12 protein-coding genes are annotated in these 15,819 nt (G+C 33.6%); all 12 read left to right on the top strand.

What is annotated here, in order from left to right; genetic code table 11:
• A partial coding sequence (locus P8O16_RS20315; RefSeq protein WP_300318146.1) for a hypothetical protein occupies positions 1–222 on the top strand: 222 nt, incomplete at its 5' end.
• A 262-nt stretch (positions 223–484) separates the two neighbouring features.
• Complete coding sequence (locus P8O16_RS20310) at positions 485–2,425, top strand: sigma factor-like helix-turn-helix DNA-binding protein (protein ID WP_300318143.1); 1,941 nt, start codon at positions 485–487, stop codon at positions 2,423–2,425.
• On the top strand, positions 2,422–2,604 hold the full coding sequence (locus P8O16_RS20305; RefSeq protein ID WP_300318140.1) for a DNA modification system-associated small protein: 183 nt from the start codon (positions 2,422–2,424) through the stop codon (positions 2,602–2,604). Before P8O16_RS20310 ends, P8O16_RS20305 begins: the two co-directional genes overlap by 4 nt.
• On the top strand, positions 2,601–4,703 hold the full coding sequence (gene dndD / locus P8O16_RS20300) for a DNA sulfur modification protein DndD (protein WP_300318138.1): 2,103 nt from the start codon (positions 2,601–2,603) through the stop codon (positions 4,701–4,703). The genes P8O16_RS20305 and dndD overlap by 4 nt, the downstream gene beginning before the upstream one ends.
• Complete coding sequence (locus P8O16_RS20295; protein WP_300318136.1) at positions 4,693–6,273, top strand: DndE family protein; 1,581 nt, start codon at positions 4,693–4,695, stop codon at positions 6,271–6,273. The genes dndD and P8O16_RS20295 overlap by 11 nt, the downstream gene beginning before the upstream one ends.
• Before the next feature lie 73 nt (positions 6,274–6,346).
• Positions 6,347–6,643 carry a transposase gene (locus P8O16_RS20290; RefSeq protein WP_300318149.1) on the top strand — a complete coding sequence of 99 codons (297 nt, stop codon included), beginning with the start codon at positions 6,347–6,349 and terminating at the stop codon, positions 6,641–6,643.
• Positions 6,644–6,689: 46 nt separating this feature from the next.
• The gene (locus P8O16_RS20285) at positions 6,690–6,953 is read left to right on the top strand and encodes a hypothetical protein (RefSeq protein WP_300318134.1); all 264 of its coding nucleotides are present in this window, start codon (positions 6,690–6,692) and stop codon (positions 6,951–6,953) included.
• An 8-nt stretch (positions 6,954–6,961) separates the two neighbouring features.
• Complete coding sequence (locus tag P8O16_RS20280) at positions 6,962–7,435, top strand: hypothetical protein (protein WP_300318132.1); 474 nt, start codon at positions 6,962–6,964, stop codon at positions 7,433–7,435.
• A 228-nt stretch (positions 7,436–7,663) separates the two neighbouring features.
• Positions 7,664–9,472, top strand: coding sequence for a class I SAM-dependent DNA methyltransferase (locus P8O16_RS20275; protein WP_300318130.1), 1,809 nt, complete (start codon positions 7,664–7,666; stop codon positions 9,470–9,472).
• On the top strand, positions 9,472–10,920 hold the full coding sequence (locus P8O16_RS20270; protein ID WP_300318128.1) for a restriction endonuclease subunit S: 1,449 nt from the start codon (positions 9,472–9,474) through the stop codon (positions 10,918–10,920). The genes P8O16_RS20275 and P8O16_RS20270 overlap by 1 nt, the downstream gene beginning before the upstream one ends.
• Complete coding sequence (locus tag P8O16_RS20265) at positions 10,917–12,581, top strand: RNA-binding domain-containing protein (RefSeq protein ID WP_300318127.1); 1,665 nt, start codon at positions 10,917–10,919, stop codon at positions 12,579–12,581. Before P8O16_RS20270 ends, P8O16_RS20265 begins: the two co-directional genes overlap by 4 nt.
• 116 nt (positions 12,582–12,697) lie before the next feature.
• Positions 12,698–15,715, top strand: coding sequence for a type I restriction endonuclease (locus tag P8O16_RS20260; RefSeq protein ID WP_300318125.1), 3,018 nt, complete (start codon positions 12,698–12,700; stop codon positions 15,713–15,715).
• Positions 15,716–15,819: the final 104 nt, after the last annotated feature.

The following is a 15,819-nucleotide window of genomic DNA, read 5'->3' as shown; positions in this document are numbered from 1 at the left end:
TACTGGGAAGATAAGAATGAACATTATACCGTTTTAGCCATTATTCATGAATTTGATGCGCTGGAATGTTATGCCAGAAAGTGCTACTGGTTTAGCTCAGCAAATTTTTACATCAGGAAAGGGGAGGAAGAGATAGGGGCTTTTTACAATGGTGGAGTATGTCAAGCTAGTTGCATCCCAAAAAGATTTCGAAATTTTGGACAGGACTCAGATAATAAATAAGGAAAAAACTCACCATTGTCCAGATACTTTTATCAGAGGTTCAATGAATTTCAAATTAAACTCTTATGTTTAACTGACAAATTTTTCAGCAAATGCTCCAAGACCTGATCCAAGACCTCCAATCTACCTTGAAAAATTATAGCCAATTACATATTCAGGCACATTTGCCTAACCCAAAATACGAAAGACAGGCTTTCGATTCAAAGAACCTGAATTTTGCCAACACCATAGAACTGCTAAATTTAAACTGATCGAGGATTAAATGACAATCGAGGAAATATATTATTCTGAAGATATTAGTGTACGTTCTTTCAACGTCTGCAACCAAAATAACTTAAATGACTTGTCTGCGATATTAAAACATTATCGTGAGAGTGGAACTTTTGAAAATCTCAGAAATTGCGGAAAAAAGTCTAATGAAGAATTGATGGCTTTATGTGTAAAATATATTGAGTATGAAGTGAATAATTCCTTAAAACATGCCAAAATAGAAAGTCCATATATTTCTTTAATATCAAACTTAACAAGAACACAGAGAGAAATAGTAAATAGCTTTATTGAAATCAACTCAAATAATCTATCAAATAGAAGTAGAAATGCAATTTCCACCTTTCTTAATGGAAATCTGAAATTCAGAAATATTAATGAAAAAATTTTAGCAAATGAACGATTTAACATTCAGGATATAAAAAATGTTGGAACAAAATCAACAACCGAACTTAACAATTTCATTATATCAATAAAAGAATTTATTGAAAATGTTTCTATTACCAATGATGAAATTAATTTAGTTTCTTTAAAAAACAGATTTTTCATAGAAAAAAGTTTTTCAATTGCAGAGATACCAATTGATATTCTTGAGTCACTTTCTGTTTTTAAACTAACTGACTTTTTACTTAATAGGAATGCAATCTTTGAAAAGAATGAAAATATTATTTTTCAAAAGGCCTTTAAGGTATATCAAAATCAACTTGAACTAACACTAGATGAAATAGCAGAACAATTAGACCGTACAAAAGAAAGAGTAAGGCAAATTCGAAAAAGTATTTTGAAAGATTTATTCAAAAATTTCCAATTTGTTAAAAACATAGAAGATGACCTATTTCAAAAAAATAAAATTGACATAAACCAAGAAATATTATTTGTTGATGATGATCTGTGTGATTTTATAAATTATAATAATGGGACTAATTTTTCAAAAGAATTTATTTCGTACTTAATTTTTGTTTACACATTCGATAAATTTACACTGATTGGCAATGTTGAAGATGTTTTGGTGCCAAAATATTTTAATTCCAAAAACCGTCACAATTGGGAATACTTTTATTTGGTAGACAGAATAATATGTGATGAGTTTCGATTTAATGATTTTGCGGATGACATAGATAAAAGATTAAGTGAACGTATCGAGGAAACATACAGTTTTCATTTCAAAAGCTACTTAAATAATTTTGTCAAAACTGAAGATAGTTCTACAATATCATTAATATTTCCTTTAGCTGAAAGAATTATCAATCAAGAATTCGATTTATTAATTGATCTTAATGAAAATGTAACTTTTAAAAGAAATACTTTTAAGCAAATTCCTGAGTATGCAATTGAAGCTCTTGAAAAACTTGGCTCTCCTTCAAGCCTTGAGGAAATTTATAACTTAATTGAAAGAGAAAATCCTGAGGTTACAAAAAGTAAATTAGCTTTAAGGGGAACCTTACAAAGAATTCCAGAGATTATTTGTTTTGGCAGAAGTAGCACTTATGGATTGAAGAAATGGGAAAAAGAAAAAGAAGGAATTAAAGGAGGAACAATAAAGGATATTATTTTTGAATATTTACAAGATAAAACTGACCCAATTCACATTTTAGAACTACTTAATGAAGTTCACAAGTACAGAGAAAAGACTAATGCTAAAAGTATCATCGGAAATCTTAAACTTGACCCTCAAAAACAATTCATAATTTTCAACCAAAGTTTTATTGGATTAAGTGGTAAGACATATAATTCAAGCCTAACTTTTCTGCCAAAGGTTTTAGGTAGAAATATCACGAATTATATTAGTAAACAAAAATGTACTAATCGCATAACCATTGAAGAATATTTTTCTATTCAGCTTAATATAAGTCAAAAAAATATGAATTATATTATTGATTATCTAATTGAACAACAATTTGTCTTTATTGACAATCAAAACAACCTAATTATATGAAAATAAAAGAAAATAAAGTGTTACAAGAGCAAAGACTGAATGAAATATCAATGGACAAGGGTGTGGATTATGATTCTATAAAGTCACTCCTTGAATCTGTTAGAACAAAGAAGTTGCTGAAAAGAAATAATTATCATCAGCAAAAAATTAATGATGTAATTGAAAAAGCAATAAAATGAAATTTTCAAGCATTGAAATAAATAATTTTAGGCAATATTACAACACTGTAAATGTTGACCTTGAAACAAAGTATGAAAAGAACATAATAATTATTGGTGGTCGAAACGGTTACGGTAAAACAAACTTTTTACTTTCAATCGTATGGTGCTTATTTGGCGATAAGATTTCACAGATAGATGAGAATTTCAAAAAAGAGATTCAAAAGGAAAAAAACTATTCTTCTTTTATGCAACATTCAATTAATTGGACAGCTGAAAAAGAAAATAAAACCAAGTTCTCAGTAAGCATTAAAATATCAGATATCGAATTACCAGAATTAAGAATACTTAATTCAAATACAGATTCTATACTTATAAAAAGAACTTTTGATGTTGTCTCAATGAATGAAACCCTTTCAATCATTGATTTTGCTTCAACCCTTGATATATTTGATGATGAAAGTGACAAAATCAATTTTATTAACGATTACATCATTCCAATCGACGCAGCAAAATTTGTATTTTTTGATGCCGAAAAGATTTCAGAAATAGCAAATTTGTCAATAAAAGATGAAGGCAGTTTTATTAATGATGCTCTTGGAAAGATTCTTGGTTTAGATACATATGAGACTTTAATTGAGGACATTGAATTATATATTAATAGTTTGAGAAAAGAAGGAGCATCAAAAAACCTTCAAGAACAAATTATCAATAGTGAAAAAGCAATTGAAATATCAAAGGATCAAATAAATAATATTGAAGAAGAAAATGCCGAAAAACTTAAAGAAATTGATGATTTAAAGAAAAAAATCAGAGAATATGACAGTCTAATTTCTCAACATAGCAAACAAGGTAATTCTACATTTGATAGAAACTCTGTCATAGTTGAAATCGACAAATTAAAGGCTACAGAAGTTGAACTCAATGAACGGTTTAATGAATTAAGTGAAATTATCCCTCTTGCTATTCTCACTGGTAAACTTGAAGAAGTAAAAGAGCATTTGGAAATTCAAGAAAAAAACGAACTTTCACAAAACTCATCAAAGGAAAATGCGGATAAAATTGAAAACTTTATTGAACTGCTTTTCAATAAACCTCCTGAGCCAGACAATTCAACAATGTCTTTAAAGGACAAAATGTTTTATTACGAAAAAGCACAATCTTTAGGATCGCAATTATTTAAAGTGGATGGTGAATACACAGAGCTTGAATTTGAACACGATCTCAATAATTCTGAAAAGAACTTAATAGCAGATGCAATCAACTTGGTTAATACACAATCCAAAGATTTATTTGAAAATACAATTGAAGAATTTAATGATATCAAAGTAAAACTATCATATTTAAATAAAACCCTAAGTAAAGTTGACGCAGATCTTGAAGACGAATTAATTCTTGAGTATTCGTCTAAAAAAGAAACAGCAGATTATAATATTACAGAAAAAAATAGGCAAATTGGTGAGAACTATCAACAAATCACAAAGCTGAGAAGTGATATAGTAAGACTCAATCAACAATTAGTTACTCTTGTAAAGAAAGTTGATGTTAACGAAAAAAATAAATTAAAAATTCAAAAAAGCAATCAATATATTGATGTTTTAAATCAGTTCCTTGATGAACAAAAAAACAAGCATAAAGATAGCTTGGAAGAAACAATTCTTTCTGAACTCAAAACCCTTATGCACAAATTGAATAGCGATCATAATTTAACTAAATTTATTGAGGATGTCAAAGTTACAATTTTAGCTTCAGGGCAAGGAATGAAAATCACTCTTTTTGACCAAGATGATAATGAGATAAGAAAGGAAAGTCTATCATCTGGTGAAAAGCAAATTTATATCTCTTGTTTAATAAAGGCGATTTTAAAAGAATCAGTTAAAAATCTCCCCATTTTTATTGATACTCCTTTAGGAAGACTTGACGAGGAACACAGAGATAGCATTACTAAAAAATATTATCCAGCACTTTCTGATCAGGTTGTATTGTTCTCTACAAATAGTGAGATTACTCCAAAAAGGTTTAAAGAGATTTCTGGAAACATTTCAAAATCATATTTACTATTTAATGATGGAGTAAATACAAATTTAAAAAGCGGTTATTTCAGTAGTTATGAGGATTAAAATAAGCAAAGAAAACGATGAGTTGCTTTATAGAATAAAGGCTCTATATAATTTTAAGAATGATGGCATTGCGCCAAGAATAGCCTTGTCCTTTAGCTTACTTTCAGGTAAACTATTTGACTTGGAAAATGATGTGATACCTAGTTCTGATGGAAAAGAATTTCGTGACGACAAAGCATTATTTGGAACTGTCATAGGAGATGGTTCAAATCTTGTCATTTTTAAAACAATTTTTGACCAACATTACAACAAAAATACTTTTGAGGATGAATTTGGAAAACTTTTCAAACTTCATCTAAATCACGGATTAAATATATGGAATGATAAAATTGAAAGTTCGAATATTTCAAAAGGTGACCATATTGGAATACTTTTAAAATCAATTAAAAACGGGCTATCACTAAGATCAAATTCTGTTAAGATAAATAGTGGGAATGTTCAAGTAAATTCAATGAAAGAAATCATTTCCTTACTCTCATTTGAATTAGGCAAAACGGAAAGTGGTGAAATAATTGAAATCAGAATAAATGACCTGAGAGAATTTGATAACAGAAATATAGCCATTGCAGGTATGGCAGGTTCTGGCAAAACTCAACTTATGAAAGATATTCTGTATCAAATTTCTAAGAATACAAACAATGAGTTAAAGTTTATCTTTTTTGATTACAAAGGAGAAGGTAATCCATCGCAACTAAAGCCTTTTCTTGATGCAACAAAATGCGAGTTTATTGATATAGTAAATGACAGTGGTGTAAAGTTCAATCCTTTTCTATCAATCAGTTTAGACGAGAGACAACGACCTTTTAGTATTAAAGCCTTTGTTGATACAATTGCCACATTTGTTCCAAGCGTTGGTGTTGCTCAAAAAAATATTTTAACAAACGTTATTACAGACCTATTTGATAATAAAAATGGTTCTTATCCAACCATTAATGAATTATTTGAAGCAATTGAAGAATATTATGAAGAAAATAATCGAAGACCTGATACACTTTTTGCAGGTATTCAAGATTTGACAACAAATATTTTTAATTGTGATCCAAGCAATGCAAACATTTTAGATAAGAGCTTGTATTTAAATCTTCCTTCTGCTCTTTCAGACACATTGAGGCAGCTTGTAGTATTTTTGTTATTAAGATATTTCAACACTTATTTTAGCTCAACAAATGATTGCGAACCAGTCGATCATATTTTCCCACTTCGATATGTAATTGTTATTGACGAAGCACATATTTATTTGAAAAACAAAAATGCAAGAAAGGCACTTGAAGAACTTTTAAGACTTCTAAGATCAAAAGGTGTAATAATAGTAATGTTATCACAAGGAGTTGAAGATTACAAAACAAAGGATTTTGATTTTGCTTCGCAAGTGAAATTACCGATATGCTTAAATGTTCAAAACAAAGACTATAAAGCAATAAGTAATTTCGTTGGAACTCCAAGCAGCAAATACAAACTTGAAACAGAAATCAAAAAATTAGAATCAGGGAAAGGACTGATAAATATAGGTGAACCTAAAATTATTGAGTTAAGACAATGGTGGAAAACGAAAAAAGAGGAAAACATTTAATTCTAACGCTCTACAGTCACACACATCGCCAACTCACATCAGCCATATCGCAAACCAAAGCTTGGCAAAATGTGTGTTTTCCCAACCGCACAACAAAAACGACCTACAAACCAACGGACTACACTTGACCACCAGCCTCAGAAACATTATGAAGAACGTGCTCATGGAATTGAATGATAAAATACTCTTGTGCAACGGATTAGTTATTGAAACCATCAATGATGAGCTAAAAGTTGTTTATCAAGTAGAGCATTCAAGGCACCGCTCTTTTGACAATTTTATCACAAACCTTATTGCTAGGCTTATAGCCTATTGCTTCTTTGACAAAAACACATCAATCAAATATCAGCCTGTTGGATCAAATCAATAAGTCATATTTTAGAATCAAGCTCTAGTAGAAGATTCTACTTTCAATCATGTTTTTAAATCCTATAAAAAAGTCGCTCTTCACCGAATCAGGTGAACTAATCAAAAAACTGGATTGTCCGTTTCAGATTGAATGGTCTTCATTAGCTGCAAGCAAAGACGGAAAAAGTAGAGTCTGTAGCGTTTGTGATCATTCGATTGTTGACACTTCTAAACTCACTGAACAAGAATTACTCAATATCATTAAAAAAAATCCTGATGCTTGCCTAAAGGTTGATCTAAATCAAGAGAATATTAGAATTACCAACGAATGAGAAATAACATGATATCAATTAAAGGTGAGTTCACTGACTCTGGATTGCGAATCATTTACACGGCAAGAAATTCAAAAGAGATTAGGAAAGCATTTCAGTCAGGTTTTTATCCGTTAGTGAAAAAAGTGATCCCATCTACTGAAATTTTTACCAAGTACGCTGTCTTTCAACATAAGGAGACAGGTGAAGTAGATTTCACGAGTGACTATCGCTCAAATCATGATGAATTCTGGGAGCAAGTTATTCCATGGACTAACTATTACCCGTATAATTTCGAAAGCCCTTATGCAGCATATTTATTACCAAAAGACCTAAAAGTTGGAGAGCGGGTTTTGTTAGCAGACTTAATTGAGGACATTGTTGGATCACGATGGAACCAAGGAAGTAATTATCGACTAGAAAGCTGTGAAGCAGTTTGGAATGGGCAAGATTTTGAAATAGATTTTGATCTTAAAAAGGACACTTCCGTAATGATGGGTTAATCAGTTTTTAAATGATTAATAATTTAAATTTTTCAAGAGCTAATTCTAGCTTCCATTTTTCAAGGAAATTGATGTAGTCATTAAAAGATAAATTTGAATTATAAAATTCTGAATTAAACTCTTATTTTTAAGTTCCTCAATTTTTCAAGTGATAGTCTAAAAGCCCAAAAAAAAGCAGGTCAAATAGCTACCAAATAGGAAATCTACTGCCTCAAACAGAAAAAAACAATGAATTTAGATACCCAAAGTTTACAACCCATCATCAACTTCATCTGGACTGTCGCTGATGATGTGCTGATTAACAAATACTTAGAAAACCAGTACCAGGATGTAATACTCCCAATGACGGTGTTAAGAAGACTGGACTTGGCTTTGGAGCCAACCAAGGATAAAGTACTAACCACACATAACGAATTCAAAAGCAAGATTGACAATCTCTCAGGATTGCTAACAAGTAAAGAGCACGGTTCTGGATTAGCATTTTACAACACTTCTCCATACACCATGAAGAAGTTATTGGCTGACCCTAAAAACATCGACTCCAACCTGCTAGACTATCTGAATGGCTTCTCTGAAAATGTTCAAGACATTATCAGCAAGTTCAAATTCAGAAATCAACTTGAAACATTTGAAAACACAGGTATCACCTTTTCATTGATTGAGAAGTTCTGTAATCCTAAGGTAGAATTAAGCCCAGACAAGATTTCACCAATGGCAATGGGTTATATGTTTGAGGACTTAATCAGGCGATTCAACGAGAAAACCAATGCAGCAGCTGGGCGACACTTTACGCCAAGAGAAATCATTGAGTTGATGACTCATTTAGTTTATCTGCCTGTAAAGGACAAAATACAACAAGGAACATATTTAGTATATGACCCTTGTGCGGGTTCAGGCGCTATGCTTACCCAATCTAAAAAGTTTGCCACCGACCCTGATGGCGAAGTAAAATCTCAGGCCACTTTCCATTTGTACGGGCAGGAAAACACAGGCGAAATGTATGCGGTGTGTAAATCTGATATGCTACTGAAAAATGAAGACCCTGACAAAATTAAGTTTGGTTCTACTTTGAGCGAATATGGTTTTGATCCTGATTTGAAATTCAACTTTATGTTGACCAACCCACCTTACGGAACAAGTTGGAAACAAGATATTGACAATCTAAATGTAGGTGAAGGGAAAAAGAAAGCCATTGTTGATAAACGCTTCAACCTTCCTATCAGAAATTTTGATGGAGAGTTGATTGAAACCTGTTTGACATCACGAAGCAATGATGGGCAGCTCATGTTTATGCTCCACATGCTTTCTAAAATGAAAGACCCAAAAGACGGAGGCAGTCGAATTGCATCCATCCATAATGGCTCTGCCCTCTTTACAGGTGATGCAGGAAGTGGTGAAAGTGGTATCAGACAATATATACTTGAAAATGACATGCTAGAATGTATCATTCAACTACCGAATGACATTTTCTATAACACTGGTATATCAACATACTTGTGGATTATCAGCAATGTAAAAGAGGAAAAGCGAAAAGGGAAAGTTCAATTAATCAATGCCTCTTCAAAAGATTTCTTTGAAAGGAGAAATAAGAACTTGGGAGAAAAGAAAGTTGAATTGAAGCCTAATCACATCATTGACATTCAAAATCTATACTTCGGTTTTGAGGAAAATGAATACAGCAAAATATTTGATATTGCTGATTTCGGCTCTTACCAGATTCCTGTTTTTCAACCTCAAAGAGATGAAGACGGGAATATCATCAAAGACAGCAAAGAGAAGCCAAAATCAGATACAAGTTTGAAAGATGTTGAAAACGTCCCAATGAAAGAGGACATTCAATCCTATTTTGATCGGGAGGTTAAACCTTTCGTTCCTGATGCTTGGTACGAAACCAAAGGAGCAAAAATTGGTTACGAAATTCCATTCAACAAATATTTCTACGACTTCTCTGCGTTGAGAAGTTTAGAAGACATCAGTAGTGACATTTTCAAGTTGGAAGAAGAAACAGATGGTTTACTTAAAGAGATTATTGAATAATGAGCAAGGTAAAACCATATTTAGATTACTCAGATTTCGGTCAGGAATGGCTTGGTGACTTACCTGCTCATTGGAAAGCAGTACGCACTAAGTTACTTTTTGATTTGGTTAGCGAACCTGCTCCTGTAGGTAATTCAGAGGAACTACTTTCTGTTTATACTGCTTTGGGTGTTAAACCAAGAAAAGAATTAGAAGCAAGAGGAAACAAAGCTTCGAGCACTGACAATTATTGGAGAGTTGAGCAAGGCGATATCATTGTCAATAAACTATTGGCTTGGATGGGAGCTATTGGCATTTCAGAATACAAGGGAGTTACAAGTCCTGCTTATGACATTCTAAGACACAATGAAAATGTAAACCCTTACTTCTACAATTACCTCTTTAGAAACCCAATAGCAAGTAGAGAATTCAAACGACATTCAAGAGGTATAATGGATATGCGATTGAGATTATATTTCACTCGCTTTGGTGATATAAAACTGCCATATCCACCAATTGATGAACAAAATAAGATTGTTGAGTACCTACAATTCAAACTCAAAAGAATTGACCGCTTTATCCTGAAGAAAAAGCAGTTGATAAAGCTACTCAACAAGCAAAAAGAAGCTATTATCAATCAAGCCGTTACCAAAGGCTTAGACTCCAAAGCCAAAATGAAACCTTCGGGCATTGATTGGCTGGGTGATGTTCCTGAACATTGGGAGGTGAAGAAATTGAAGTATGTGGCTAATTGTTTCCCAAGTAACATAGATAAGCATTCGAAAGAAGATGAAATGCAAGTTAGGCTCTGCAATTACACTGATGTTTACAAAAATGATTTCATCACAAACAACATGGAATTAATGATTGCAACAGCCAGTAATGACCAAATTGAAAAATTCACATTATTAAAGGGTGATGTAATTATTACCAAAGATTCAGAAACAGCCGATGATATTGCTAACCCTGCTTTGGTTATTGAAGAATTAGAAAATGTGGTTTGCGGCTACCATTTATCTGTGCTACGACCTTATTCGAAATTAGAAGGGAGTTACTTACTGAGAGCACTTCAATGTAAAGCAATAAATGTCCAGTTTGAAGTTTGTTCGAATGGAGTCACAAGAGTTGGTTTGGGTGTTTATGATATGAAAAGTGCAAAAATTCCCTTACCACCAAAAGATGAACAACAGCTCATTGTAAATCATATTGTATCTGAAGTAGATAAGATTCATAAAACCATTTCCACCATCGAAAAAGAAATCACTCTCACCCAAGAATATAAAACCGCCCTAATAGCAGAAGCGGTTACAGGCAAAATAGATGTGAGAGATTTTGAGATTCCCGAGACTCAAGAAGAAGATCCCGATAGCTATCGGGATGAAGATTTGGAAGATAATCCCGATAGCTATCGGGAGAGTTTAGTAGCTGAAGATGAAGCTGATTACCAAAACGAAGAAATTGAAGAATGAAAAGTCAAGCCGAAATACAAACCATTTTGAATCAGCTTCGCTCCCAAGGTATCGAGAACGAAGTGGTAGAATTTAAAGAAGCTAAAAACCAATATGATTTCAATAAAATTGGCAAATACTTTTCTGCCCTATGTAATGAAGCGAACCTCAAAAACAAACGTTCGGCTTGGTTGGTATTTGGCATAAAAGATAAGGATAAAAGTATAGTAGGTTCGCAGTTCCGAACCAGCCGTGCTGACCTTGATAGCCTTAAAGCAGAAGTAGCTAATCATACTACGGGTAGACTTACTTTCAAGGAAATCTATGAAGTAGCAGCGCCCGAGGGAAGAGTAGTGTTATTTGAAATCCCTGCTGCCCCTAAAGGCATCCCTATTTCGTGGCAGGGGCATTATTATGGCAGAGATGGCGAAGAACTTAACGCCTTGAATCTGGAAGAAGTAGAACGTATTCGAGAGCAATCACGTGGTGAAGATTGGAGTTCTGGCATTATAGAAGAAGCATCTATTCAAGACTTATCACCCGAAGCAATTCTTAAAGCAAGAGAATCATTTAAAAGAAAAAATTCACACTTAGTTGAGGAAATTGACCAATGGAATGATGAAACTTTTCTGAACAAAGCCAAAGTTTGCATCAAAGGTAAAATCACCCGAACGGCTATTTTACTATTGGGTAAATCGGAATCGGAACACTTTATCAATCCCGCTACAGCTAAGATTTCATGGATTTTAAGAGACAAGGACAATATTGAAAAGGACTACCAGCACTTTACCTGTCCTCTTCTATTAAATACCGAAGAAGTATATAAGAAAATAAGAAATCTGAAATACCGCTATATCTCAGACGGCACTTTATTTCCCGAAGAAGTAGACCAATATGATGCCTACATAGTTAGAGAGGCTTTGAATAACTGCATTGCTCACCAAGACTACACACTAAGTGGTAAAATAAATGTGGTCGAACATGAAGATGGCAAGCTAGTGTTTATCAATTCAGGTGCATTTATCCCCTCAAGTATAGAGGATGTAGTGATTACAGATGCTCCTGAACCTACTTACCGAAACCCGTTTTTGGTGGAAGCCATGATTAACCTCAACATGATTGATGCTATTGGGAGTGGAATCAAGCGCATGTTTAATATTCAGCGTAAGAAATACTTTCCTATGCCAGACTATGAATTTACCAATGACAAGGTAAAACTGACGATTACAGGTAAAGTAGTGGATATCAACTATGCGAGAAAAATTGCTTCTGTGCCTGATTTAAGTTTAGTAGATATCATCGCCTTAGATAAAGTAGCCAAATCGAAAAAGTTAAGTGCAGCAGAAATAAAAGACCTAAAAAACAAAGGATTGATTGAAGGAAGAAAACCAAATTTCCACATATCAGTCACTGTGGCGAAAGTGACAGGCGAGAAAGCCGATTACATCAAACAAAGAGGAATTGACGATGAATACTGTCAAAAAATAATTTTGGATTACCTCAAAAAATTTAGAGAAGGAAAAAGAGAAGACTTTGAAAAGGTGCTGCTAGACAAGCTACCCGATGTGCTATCTATTGACCAGAAAAAAAACAAAGTGAGGAACATTCTCCAAAAAATGAGAAGAGAAGGCTTGATCGTGCCTGAGGGAAAGATCTGGATAATGTCTAAAGCAGAGATTTAGACATTGCTTAGACATTATTTAGACATTTAAAGGAATTGAATAAGTTTTAAAATATTGATAACCAGTAAGTTAAAATATTTTTATTAGACGAAGTTTAGATATTTTGAGATAGAAATATGGGTACAGACACCACCGAAAAGGGCTTAGAAAGTCACATCACTAGCTACTTGGTAGATAAGAATAACTATGTCCAAAGAGACAGCAAAGACTACAATAATGTGTCTTGTTTAGATGAGGCAATGTTATTTCAGTTTTTAGAAGCCACGCAACCCAAAGCATTAGAAAAACTCAAGCGGTATCATCAGGAGCTGTATCAACAGAAAATCATCAAGCGACTCAATGACCAAATCCAAGCAAAAGGTGTTATTGAAGTATTGCGAAAAGGCATTGTAGATGGCTTTACAGATACTAAACTCCGCTTGTTTTATGACAAACCTGTTTCGGGTTATAATGCCAGCGCCAATGCCTTATACCAAGCTAATACCTTTTCGGTTATTCGTCAGGTGTACTATTCCACCAAGAATAAGAACTCGTTGGATATGGTCGTTTTTATCAATGGTATGCCTGTCATCACTTTTGAGTTGAAGAACGAACTCACTAATCAAAATGTGCAACATGCTATTTGGCAGTACAAAAAGGATAGAGACCCAAACGAAGAACTGTTTCGCTTGGGCAGGTTGGTTGTCAATTTTGCAGTAGATACAGAAGAAGTCTGGATGTGTACCCAAGTAAAAGGAGAAAATTCACACTTCCTACCTTTCAACAAAGGAAATAATAACGGAGCAGGAAATCCACCAAACGGAGGCATCAAAACTGATTACCTCTGGAAAGAAATTTTAACCAAGAATAGTCTAACAGATATCATTCAGAACTTCTCGCAACTCATCACAGAAGAAAAAGAATACACAGACGATAAAGGCAAAAAGAGAACGAAGAAAGAGAAGAAACTCATCTTTCCACGCTATCATCAATTATCAGCAGTTAGAGAAATTCTTGCACATGCCCAAGAACAAGGTTCAGGGCAGAAATACTTAATTCAACATTCAGCTGGTTCAGGAAAATCAAATTCCATTGCTTGGTTAGCTCATCAGTTAATTGGCCTACATGATAAATCAGGGACAAACAACCTTTTCGATACAGCCATAGTAATTACAGACCGTAGGGCATTAGATGCTCAAATCAGAGAAAATATAAAGCAATTCCAACAAGTTGGCGGTGTAGTTGAAGCAATTACTGAAGGTAGTAAACAACTCAAAACTGCTTTAGAAGAAGGCAAGAAAATTATCATTACTACCATTCAGAAATTCCCACATATAGTTGAAGAAATTGGAGAATTGCCAGGGAACAATTTTGCCATTGTTATTGATGAAGCACACAGCAGTTTGAGTGGTCAAATGGCAAGAAAACTCAACGAATCTTTATCGAAATTGAATGATGAAGATGAATTAAAGGCAGATTTGGAAGATTATGATGAAAATGAAAGTAGTGAGGTAACAGGAGAGGATTTAATTAGAACATTAGTAAAGTCAAGAAAACTTTTACCTAATGCAAGCTATTTTGCATTCACTGCAACTCCAAAAAACAAAACCTTAGAACTCTTCGGTGTTCCTTACCAAGAAGGTGATAAAACGAAGTTTAGAGCTTTTCATTTGTACTCCATGAAACAGGCAATAGAAGAAGGCTTTATCAAGGATGTATTACAAAACTATACCTCTTACCAAAGCTTTTATGCTTTGCTAAAAAAGATAGAAGACGACCCCGAATACGATAAGAAAAGAGCACAAAAGAAACTCAAAGCTTATGTAGAAAGTCACGAACACGCCATAAAGAAAAAGTCAAAATTGATGATTGATCATTTTATGGAAAATATCATTCAAAAGAAGCGAATGGGAGGCAAAGCAAAAGCTATGATGGTAACCAGTAGCAGAAAAAATGCAGTGCAATACAAAAAGGCTTTTGACGCATATCTGAAATCAATCAATAGTCTTTACAAAGCGGTGGTAGCATTTTCAGGTGAAATTGATGGAGAGACAGAAGCAAGTTTAAATGGTTTTTCCAGTACCTCTATTCCATCAGAGTTTCAAAAGAATGAATACAGATTTCTATTGGTAGCCAATAAATATCAAACTGGTTTTGACCAACCACTTTTACATACCATGTATGTTGACAAAAAGTTAGGTGGCGTAAATGCTGTCCAAACACTTTCTAGATTAAACAGAAGTCACCCTCTAAAAAGAGATACTTTTGTTCTAGACTTTGCCAATACAGCAGAAGATATGGAAGCTGCTTTCAAACCATATTTTGAAAGTACCATTTTAGGTGAAGCTACTGACCCAAACAAATTGTTTGACTTACAAGATGCATTAGACAATTATCAAGTTTATTCTCATGAGCAAGTAGAAGAGTTCTCGAATAAGATATTGTCAAATGTACCAGTTGACCAATTACACGCTTCACTTGATGAATCAGTAGCAATATTCAGAGAAGATTTAGAAGAAGAACAACAAGCGGACTTCAGAGCGAAAGTAAAAACGTATGTTCGGCTATACATTTTCCTTTCTCAAATTGTACCATTTGAAAACCCATATTTAGAGAGACTTTATATCTTCCTAAATCATCTACAAAACAAGCTAGGTGGAGATACTTCGGTGGATTTAGCAAGAGGTGTTTTGGATAATATAGATATGGACAGCTACCGTCTGCAATTGGAATCAACAACAAATGTGGTTTTAGAACAAGGAGAAGATTTGAAACCAATTCCAACCGACATGAGAGGTGGAGTAAGTGAACCAGAAATTGACAGGCTTTCAAATATCCTTCAAACATTCAATGACCGATACGGAACTGAATTTGAAGATGCAGACAAGGTGCGACAAATGGCGGAGAACATCGCCGCTGATGTAGCTAAGAACAATGAATTGATAAGCTCTATTCAACATTCTGATGACCAGAATGCAAGAATCACAAGTGATAAGGTAGTTGGTGAAGAATTGCTCAAACACATCACTACCAACTTTGACCTTTATAAGCTGTATTCAGATAACAAAGAATTCAAAGAGGACTTCTCTGCGATGATGTTTGGAGTGGTGAAAGAGTTAATCAATAAAGGACTAAGGGGAAATCCTAATTCTTAGCACAAACTAAAACTCTTCCCATTGAATCTGAGACCTCTCATTCCAGTCAGCCTTAATTATGGCAGGTGAATATGATTTTTATAGTCATTAAGCAGTTTTCTATT

This window comes from Algoriphagus sp. (genome assembly GCF_029254265.1).
In the GTDB taxonomy this organism is placed as follows: Bacteria; Bacteroidota; Bacteroidia; order Cytophagales; family Cyclobacteriaceae; genus Algoriphagus.
The sequence above is the reverse complement of the archived record's forward strand: the minus strand, read 5'-3'. Positions and strand labels throughout refer to the sequence as shown.

Coding starts and splice junctions, on each gene's coding strand:
- P8O16_RS20310 (WP_300318143.1), top strand. CDS start 485: ATGACAATCGAGGAAATATATTATTCTGAAGATATTAGTGTACGTTCT.
- P8O16_RS20305 (WP_300318140.1), top strand. CDS start 2,422: ATGAAAATAAAAGAAAATAAAGTGTTACAAGAGCAAAGACTGAATGAA.
- dndD (WP_300318138.1), top strand. CDS start 2,601: ATGAAATTTTCAAGCATTGAAATAAATAATTTTAGGCAATATTACAAC.
- P8O16_RS20295 (WP_300318136.1), top strand. CDS start 4,693: ATGAGGATTAAAATAAGCAAAGAAAACGATGAGTTGCTTTATAGAATA.
- P8O16_RS20285 (WP_300318134.1), top strand. CDS start 6,690: ATGTTTTTAAATCCTATAAAAAAGTCGCTCTTCACCGAATCAGGTGAA.
- P8O16_RS20280 (WP_300318132.1), top strand. CDS start 6,962: ATGATATCAATTAAAGGTGAGTTCACTGACTCTGGATTGCGAATCATT.
- P8O16_RS20275 (WP_300318130.1), top strand. CDS start 7,664: ATGAATTTAGATACCCAAAGTTTACAACCCATCATCAACTTCATCTGG.
- P8O16_RS20270 (WP_300318128.1), top strand. CDS start 9,472: ATGAGCAAGGTAAAACCATATTTAGATTACTCAGATTTCGGTCAGGAA.
- P8O16_RS20265 (WP_300318127.1), top strand. CDS start 10,917: ATGAAAAGTCAAGCCGAAATACAAACCATTTTGAATCAGCTTCGCTCC.
- P8O16_RS20260 (WP_300318125.1), top strand. CDS start 12,698: ATGGGTACAGACACCACCGAAAAGGGCTTAGAAAGTCACATCACTAGC.